Origin of the sequence: Oceanobacillus caeni, assembly GCF_042678465.1 — a bacterium.
Classification (GTDB): domain Bacteria; phylum Bacillota; class Bacilli; order Bacillales; family Amphibacillaceae; genus Oceanobacillus; species Oceanobacillus caeni.
Genome location: NZ_JBHTKV010000078.1, coordinates 1 through 528 on the forward strand (window position 1 = coordinate 1; position 528 = coordinate 528).

The 528-nt window shown below is 38.6% G+C and carries 1 protein-coding gene; it reads left to right on the forward strand.

The features are described 5' to 3' along the window. On the forward strand, positions 1-528 hold a 528-nt coding region (locus ACFQ18_RS18095; RefSeq protein WP_379566896.1), incomplete at both ends, for a UPF0236 family transposase-like protein.

Genomic DNA, 528 nt, shown 5'->3' on the forward strand with positions numbered 1-528 from the left:
AGCGAATTATTAAAGGATACAAATGATTTAATTGACTTTGAGGAACATGTTCAAATTTATGTATATGATCTCCTTACTAAACTGATGGGGAGCGTATTTACACAACTTAATCAAACGATAAAAAGAAGAATGCAAAGTAAGGGTTGGACGGTTGAACGAGAAGATGAAAAGACAATTCATTTTATCTTTGGGGCAGTTCGTTTTACGCATACATTAATGCACGATATCAATGGGAAAGCGCATTATCCTTTTGATGAGTGGGTTGGATTTAGAAAATATCAGCGACATAGTCCTTTAGTTGAAGTAAAAGTGGCGGAGTTGGCTAGTGAGAGTACGTACCGAGAAACTGCACGCATATTAAGTGAATGGACTGCCGTGAATCTTAGTCATACGACAGTGGGAAGTATGGTGAAGCGTGTAGGAAAAGCACAAGCGCAAGCTGATGAAGAATTGTTAGCTGAATTAGAGGAAGCTGCCTATTTACCAAAGGGGAAAGAATTGGAATTTTTATTTGCCGAGGCAGATGGT